At 62.1% G+C, this 7263-nt stretch carries 6 protein-coding genes; 3 read left to right on the top strand and 3 right to left on the bottom strand.

Features of this window, described 5'->3' with window-relative positions; all coding sequences use genetic code 11:
• The coding region (locus ACOVRJ_RS21995; RefSeq protein ID WP_422045954.1) for a YqhA family protein at nt 1–477 on the bottom strand (477 nt) is incomplete at its 3' end.
• Between the two features lie 210 nt (nt 478–687).
• Between ACOVRJ_RS21995 and acs the strand changes: the two genes are divergently transcribed.
• Nucleotides 688–2649: an acetate--CoA ligase gene (gene acs / locus ACOVRJ_RS21990; protein WP_422045953.1), complete on the top strand. Its 1962-nt coding sequence runs from the start codon at nt 688–690 to the stop codon at nt 2647–2649.
• Between the two features lie 250 nt (nt 2650–2899).
• Here acs and ACOVRJ_RS21985 read toward each other — a convergent pair whose 3' ends face one another.
• Nucleotides 2900–3217 (bottom strand): c-type cytochrome, encoded by a 318-nt coding sequence (locus ACOVRJ_RS21985; RefSeq protein ID WP_422045952.1) that lies wholly within the window; start codon nt 3215–3217, stop codon nt 2900–2902.
• A 128-nt stretch (nt 3218–3345) separates the two neighbouring features.
• On the opposite strand from ACOVRJ_RS21985, the gene ACOVRJ_RS21980 reads away from it, so the two are divergent.
• Nucleotides 3346–3594: a TIGR04438 family Trp-rich protein gene (locus ACOVRJ_RS21980; protein WP_422045951.1), complete on the top strand. Its 249-nt coding sequence runs from the start codon at nt 3346–3348 to the stop codon at nt 3592–3594.
• Nucleotides 3595–3637: 43 nt separating this feature from the next.
• Here the strand turns inward: ACOVRJ_RS21980 and ACOVRJ_RS21975 are convergent, their stop codons facing one another.
• Nucleotides 3638–6415 (bottom strand): HD domain-containing phosphohydrolase, encoded by a 2778-nt coding sequence (locus ACOVRJ_RS21975; protein ID WP_422045950.1) that lies wholly within the window; start codon nt 6413–6415, stop codon nt 3638–3640.
• Nucleotides 6416–6765: 350 nt separating this feature from the next.
• On the opposite strand from ACOVRJ_RS21975, the gene ACOVRJ_RS21970 reads away from it, so the two are divergent.
• Nucleotides 6766–7263, top strand: a complete 498-nt coding sequence (locus tag ACOVRJ_RS21970) for an OmpA family protein (protein ID WP_422045949.1) — start codon at nt 6766–6768, stop codon at nt 7261–7263.

The raw sequence follows: 7263 nt of genomic DNA, 5'->3' as shown, positions 1-7263 counted from the left end.
GATGCCGATGATGGCGGTGGCCAGCTTGACCTTCAGCACCGAGGCGTTCACATGGCTCAGCCACTCGGGTTGGTCGGGGTGGTCTTCCAGGCCCATGCGTGAAACAAAGGTCTCGTAGCCGCCCACGATGACCATGATCAGCAAGTTGGAGATCATCACCACATCGATCAGACCCAGCACGACCAACATCAGAATGGTTTCATTGAGTTTGGCGATTGGCTGATAGCCGATCACCGCGCCCGATGCGTCCTTGATGGCGGTGGCTTGATAGCCAATGCTCTTGACCAGCGTATTGAGCGCTTCGGAATTGCCAAAAGCCGCTTCGATCAAGTGCACCAGCTCGGTCCAAAACTGAAACACATAGACGGCCTGGGCCAGAATCAAACCCAGGTACAGAGGGACCTGCAACCAGCGGCTGGCAAAAATCAAATTGGACAGCGGGCGCATCGCGCGCTGTTTGGAGCTCTCATCACTCATGGGGTTTCTATCTAGATGGCGAAGCAATTTCAGGCCCGATCCGGGCGGGAGCGGGATTCTAGGCTGCCGAGCACCTAGGACCTTCCCGGGGTACGTCGAGTTACGAGGCTAGAGTAAGCACTTCGTCAGAGAGGGGACGCACATTAGCAAGCCAGTGCTGCGTTTGTCAGTCCCGCGTTTCTATATTGCTCCCGTCAGAGGAAACACATCATGAGCCAGAACGATCTTTATCTGCCCAGCCCCGAGTGGCAGGCACAGGCCAACGTCAAGGGCATGGCGGGCTACCAAGCCCTGGTGGCCGAATCGGAGGCGGACTACCAAGCCTATTGGGCTCGTCTGGCGCGTGAGTTCGTGACCTGGCAAACCCCGTTCACCAAGGTGCTGAACGACAGCGATGCGCCGTTCTTCAAGTGGTTTGAAGATGGCCGATTGAATGTGTCCTACAACTGCCTTGACCGCAATGTCGAACGCGGCCTGGGCGACAAGGTCGCGCTGATTTTTGAAGCCGACGATGGCGCGGTGACCAAGGTCACCTATAGCGAGTTGCTGTCGCGCGTGTCGCAGATGGCCAATGTGCTGAAGGCGCGTGGCGTGAAGAAGGGCGACCGCGTTGTCATCTATATGTCCATGTCCATCGAAGGCGTGGCGGCCATGCAGGCCTGCGCCCGCATCGGTGCGATTCACTCGGTGGTGTTCGGCGGCTTCTCGGCCCAATCGCTGCGCGACCGGGTTCAAGACGCCGGCGCCGTGGCCATCATCACCGCCGACGAACAACTGCGCGGCGGCAAGGCCTTGCCCTTGAAGGCCATCGTCGACGAAGCGCTGGAAGGCGGCAGCTGCCCAACGCTGAAGGACGTGGTCGTCTACCAGCGCACCGGCGGCAAGATCGGCTGGGTCGAGGGCCGCGACCACTGGCTGCATGAAGAGCTGGCCAAGGTCGGCACGAGCTGCGAGCCTGAGTGGGTCGAGGCCGAGCATCCGCTCTTCTTGCTCTACACCTCCGGCTCGACCGGCAAGCCCAAGGGCGTGCAGCACTCCACGGGCGGCTATTTGCTGCATGCGGCGCTGACCACCAAATGGACCTTTGACCTGAAGGACAACGACGTCTTCTGGTGCACCGCCGACATCGGCTGGGTGACCGGCCACAGCTACATCACCTACGGCCCCTTGGCCCTGGGCGGCACCGAGGTGGTCTTTGAAGGCGTGCCCACCTATCCAGATGCAGGCCGCTTCTGGAAGACCATCGAAAAGCACAAGGTCACGATTTTCTACACCGCACCGACGGCCATTCGCTCGCTGATCAAGGCGGCCGAAGGCAATGAAGCCGTCCATCCGGACCGTTCGGACCTGAGCAGCTTGCGCCTGCTGGGCTCGGTGGGCGAGCCCATCAACCCGGCCGCTTGGGAGTGGTACCACAAGCATGTCGGTGGCGGACGTTGCCCGATTGTGGACACCTTCTGGCAGACCGAAACCGGCGGTCACATGATCACGCCGCTGCCGGGCGCCACGCCGTTGGTGCCGGGTTCGTGCACCTTGCCCTTCCCGGGCATCACCACCGCCATCGTCGACGAAATGGGCAATGATGTGCCCAATGGTCAAGGCGGCATCTTGGTGGTCAAGAAGCCCTGGCCTTCGATGATTCGCACCATTTACGGCGACCCCGAGCGCTTCAAGAAGAGCTACTACCCCGAGGAGTTGAAGGGTTACTACCTCGCCGGCGACGGTGCCATCCGCGATGCGGAAACGGGTTACTTCACCATCACCGGTCGTATCGACGATGTGCTGAATGTGTCCGGCCACCGCATGGGCACGATGGAAATCGAATCCGCCCTGGTCAGCTGCACCGAGTTGGTGGCCGAAGCGGCGGTGGTGGGTCGCCCCGATGACACCACCGGCGAAGCGATCTGTGCCTTCGTAGTGCTGAAGCGCCCACGCCCAAGCGGCGACGAAGCCAAGGCGATTGCCAAGCAGCTGCGCGACTGGGTCGCCAAGGAAATTGGCCCGATCGCCAAGCCCAAGGACATCCGCTTCGGCGACAACCTGCCCAAGACCCGCTCCGGCAAGATCATGCGCCGCCTGCTGCGCTCGGTCGCCAAGGGCGAAGCCGTCACCCAAGACACCAGCACGCTGGAAAACCCAGCCATCCTCGATCAATTGTCGGAAGCCAACTGATCCAGGAGAGGCCTGCGCAGCAGGCCTCAGCGCCAATGGCGCTTGGCTGGGTTGGGCATCACTCATATCGCGCAGCGATGTGGGTGATCACAGAACCCGGCAATCCTCGATCAATTGTCGGAAGCCAAAGATCCAGTTAAGGCCTGCGCAGCGGGCCTCAGCGCCGAGGCTACAAAAACAAACAGGCCCTTGATATCTCAAGGGCCTGTTTTTCATGCGGGCTGCAAACTTGAGCGTTCGCAGCCTTGCATCACTTGGCTGCCAGCACCCACTTGGCCAATGTTTCCGCTTCGGCTGGGCTGACTTGAGCGTTGGCGGGCATCGGCACCGGGCCCCACACGCCAGAACCGCCCTTGATGATTTTCTCGGCCAACTTCTTCACCGCGTCTTTGTCCTTGGCATATTTTGCTGCCACATCCTTGTAAGACGGGCCGACCAGCTTCTTGTCCACCGCGTGGCAGGCCATGCAGTTTTTCTTCTGCGCCAGATCCGCACTGGCGAAAGCGGAGGGAGCCAGCACGGCGGAGGCCAGGGCGGCAGAAACAGCAAAAGTGAGGGAGAACTTCATGGCTTCCTTTCAGGTACTTACAACAGGGGTGTCGACGAGGCTTCGATGTGAACTACAGTTTGCAAGGAGCAGCGACGCAGTGATTCTAGAGCCCTGTGTGCGCTGCATCTTCAGAGGAGTGAGTTCACATGTGGTTTGTCCTTATCGGCGTTGTGGTGCTTGGGCTGAAGCTCCTGGGTGTGGCTCCTGTGGCGGATTGGTCCTGGCTGCTGGTCTTGAGTCCTCTCGGGCTGGCCGTGGCCTGGTGGGCTTGGGCCGATTCCAGCGGCTACACCCAGCGCAAGGCGATGCAACGCCTGGATGATCGCAAAGCCGCACGGCGGGAGCGGTCTTTGGAAGCCCTGGGGCAGGGCGACGCCAAGAAGAAGCGCCGCTGAAGTTGGCGGCATCTTTGGTGCCTCAGGCTTGCAAACGCAGCCCTCAGTCCTCGTCCTTGAAGCGGTGGCGTATGGCCAACACTTCGGTCCAGTGAGCAAAGAAGACCTCGACGCAGGCGGGGTCGAAATGGGCCCCTGACTGAGTCTTCAAATGCTCGGCCGCTTTTTCCAGAGACCAGGCTTTCTTGTAAGGGCGCTCAGAGGTCAGCGCATCAAACACATCCGCCACCGCAACAATGCGGCTGAAGATCGGGATCTGGTCCCCGACCAAGCCTTGCGGGTAGCCGCTGCCATCGAACTTTTCATGATGGCCCAACGCAATAGCGGCACCGGTTTGCAGGACCAGCGAGGAGCTGTCTTTCAAAATCTCATGCCCAATGCGGGCGTGGCCTTTCATGATCTCGAACTCCTCCGGCGTCAATCGACCCGGCTTGAGCAAGACCGAGTCGCTGATGCCAACCTTGCCGATATCGTGCATCGGGGCGGCCTCTAGCAGCAGTTGCTGATCAGCCTTGCTGAGCCCTAGCCCACGTGCAATCAACTCCGAGTAGTGAGCCATTCGCAAGATGTGGGCACCGGTCTCCGGGTCGCGGTATTCCGCCGCCTTGGAGAGGCGAATCACCGTCTCGCGCTCCCGTTGCAAGATCACCGAGGTGGCTTTGCTGACCTCCTCGGCGAGCGTATCCGCGCGCTGCGCCAGCTTGGCACGAGCAAGCTCCAGGTCATTCAGGGCCGCCGTGGCCTGCTTCTGGGCCCGATCGGCGAGGGCGTAGGCCTTGGCATTGTCCAGCGCGATGCTGCCGTAGGAACACAGGGTGCGGCAGATGGCGAGCTCTCGTTCGCCGTAGGCATCGGCCTGTCGGGATTGCACCGAAAGAACGCCCAATAAGCGCTCGCCGATCAGCAAGGGCATGAACAGCATGCTGGCGTTGTCCTGCGGCCCCTGCAAGGGATTGGGGCGGCGCAAATTCGCCCCCGCCCCCAAGATCAACTCCTGCCGCGATCGCGCGCACAGCGCGGTGTAGGACTTGGGCTCAAGCAGCGCAATTCGGCGCGGGCCTGCGGACGTGTCGCCGGCCTTTCCCGCACTGCCATCAAAGGCGGCGTGCAACTGCTGCTTTTGTTCGTCCAGCAGATAGACAAAAAAGGAGCCGACATCCATGAGTTGCTGGATATGGCGATAGAAGGTCGCAAACACTTCCTCTTGATTCAGATTGGAGGTGAGCTCCAGCCCGATCTGGCTCAAGACCTCCAGCGTCGCCGTGGTCTCCTGCAAGGCCTGGGCGCGCAAAGCCTCGGCTTCGGCGTGTCGGCGCTGGCTTTCGGCCTCGGCTTTGGCCCGCTCGCCGTCCTGGCGGATGCTCATGGTCTCGGCGCGGTTGCGGGCGTCGTCCAGTTTCTTGCTGGCTCGCGCTTGGGCCGCTGCTTGCCCGTAGCTTTGCGCTGACGTCGCATTGCCGTGAGCCGCATAGGCGCTGGACAACTCCTCCAGCAAGCCGCAGGGGATGACATAGCCGTCGATCTCAGAGGCGACACGCAAGGCCTGTTCCAGATAATGAAGAACGGGACTGCTCGCACTTAAATCGGCGGGCTTGGGAAGTGCATAACTTTGATACAGCTCGGCGTGGATGCGCAGGTTTTTGATCTGCTCATCGGTGCTCCCCTGCTCGTGGGCCAGGGCCAAAGCCGCACCGGCCTTGGCGAGCGCCTCATTGGGCTGACCCAGTCGGCACAGCGCCAGGGCCTGCCCGCTCCAGGCGCCCATCAGTTGGGAAACATTGCCGACCGGCGCGGCGCGGTCTTCGGCTCGGCAGAAGTGCACCAGAGCGGTGGCGGGTACGCCCATGTCGATGGCCAAATCACCCAGATACAACTGAGTCAACACATGGCCTTGTGAGCCCGGCGCCTGTTCCAGTTGGGCCAAGGCCTCGTTCAAGGACTCTCTGGCGTCGGCAAAGCGCCCCAGCATGCGCTGAACCTTGCCCACCTGCATCAGTGCCAAGCCGGTCGTGGGCGGCCAGTCGCAGCGGCGAGCCAGCGTGAGGCCGCGTTCGCCCCAGTCCATGGCGGCATCCAGGTCCCCCAAGGTGGCCAGCGCATCGCCGGCGTTGCAGGCCGCGTAAATGGCGTGTCGCAACTGGCCTGAGCTGAGGGCGGCGTTGTAGGACTGGATGAAATAGCGACTGGCGCCCCCGGGTGAGCCGGTGAGGCTGGCCACAATGGCGCGGGTACTGGCCAGCCAGGTCAGCATGGCGGCGTCGGCCGTGGGATCGGCTGGCGCGCGGCCTTCATCGAACAACTGGTTCAGCGCTTCGGCGGTGGCGCGCGGCTGATGAAAGGCGTGCAGCGCCAGCGAGCGGGCTTGTGCGGCCATCAGGCGCAAGCGATCGCCGCAGGCCCGGTAGTCCTCGATGGTCAGGGCGATGAATTCGTCGCGCAAGGCAATGTTGCCGCGCTCCAGCCAGACGGAGGTCAGCGAAAGACGCGCGTCGCCGGCGCCACAGCGATGGCCAAAGGTCTCAAAGACGTTGAGTGCGCTTTCTGCCAGGTGTTCGGTGGCGTCGATATGGCCGTAAAGCCAGCTGATCTCGGCGCTGAGCAATTGCAGGCGCGCACGCGCCAGTTGGGCGGCCTCTTGATCGGGGTCCAGCGCGCTTAACAGGGCTTCAGCCTCATCGGCCAAGAGCAGGGCGCGACGGCAATCGCGTTGCCGCAAGGCCCAGGCCAAAGCCAGCAGATCCGGCAGGCGATCCAAACCCTGTTGGCTCTGCAGTGTGGCTTCCATCTGAGCCACGGTTTCGTCGAGCGCAAACCAATCCATGAGCGACCTTGAGCAAGGGGGTGAGGGGACTCAAACGCGGCAATCCTTCATCGATGCCACTCGGTTCTAGGGCATTGTGTCGCACAGCGCGCAATGCGCAACTATGGGGGAATTGGCGCCTTAATGAAGCGGAGATGAGGCGCTTTCCGGGCGTCTTTTTTTGGCGCGCGCTGTCGACTCCTTGCTCCCTTGTGATGCGGCGCAGTGAGCATGAGTCCGCTGCGCTCAGAGATGGGGGCGTCAAGGGGCGGCCGAGAGCGCACAGGCTTGCGGGGCGAGGGTGCTGCAGCGGCCGTTAGAATCCGGCGCGACCGAATTCAATCCTGCCCGTAACCTTTTGGAGTTAGCCCATGTCCAACGACAATCAAGACAACAGCGAACGCATTGCCCTCTGGCTGGTCGGCCTCGTTGTCGCTTTTCTGCTGGTCAGCGTGACGGCCTTTGTCGTCATCAAACAGCGCCACAAGGCACCGGCGCCGGCTCCCGTGATCGCCGCGCTTGAGGAAGCCTTGTATGACGCGCCGCTGAGTGGCGAGATCGTTGGTGTGGTGCTGTTTGGCTTTGCTGAATCGGCCGTGCCTGCCGACGCGGCCCCTGAGTTGGCCAAGGCCATGGCCATCTTGATCGCAGCACCTGAGCGAAAGATCGTCATCGCGGGTTTCCATGACGCCAGCGGCGATGCCGCCAAGAACGCCGAGTTGGCCAAGGAACGTGCCAAGGCCACCCGCGCCGCATTGACGGCGGCAGGGATTGATGCCGGCCGCGTGCTGCTGCGCAAGCCGGAGTCGACGCTGGCCGAGGGCAATGCTGAAGCGGCCCGTCGCGTTGAAATCCGCATCATTGAGTGA

The organism is Roseateles sp., assembly GCF_049240545.1.
Classification (GTDB): Bacteria; Pseudomonadota; Gammaproteobacteria; order Burkholderiales; family Burkholderiaceae_C; genus Paucibacter_A.
Note: the sequence above shows the minus strand (reverse complement) of the source record. Positions and strands in the feature narration are given on the sequence as shown.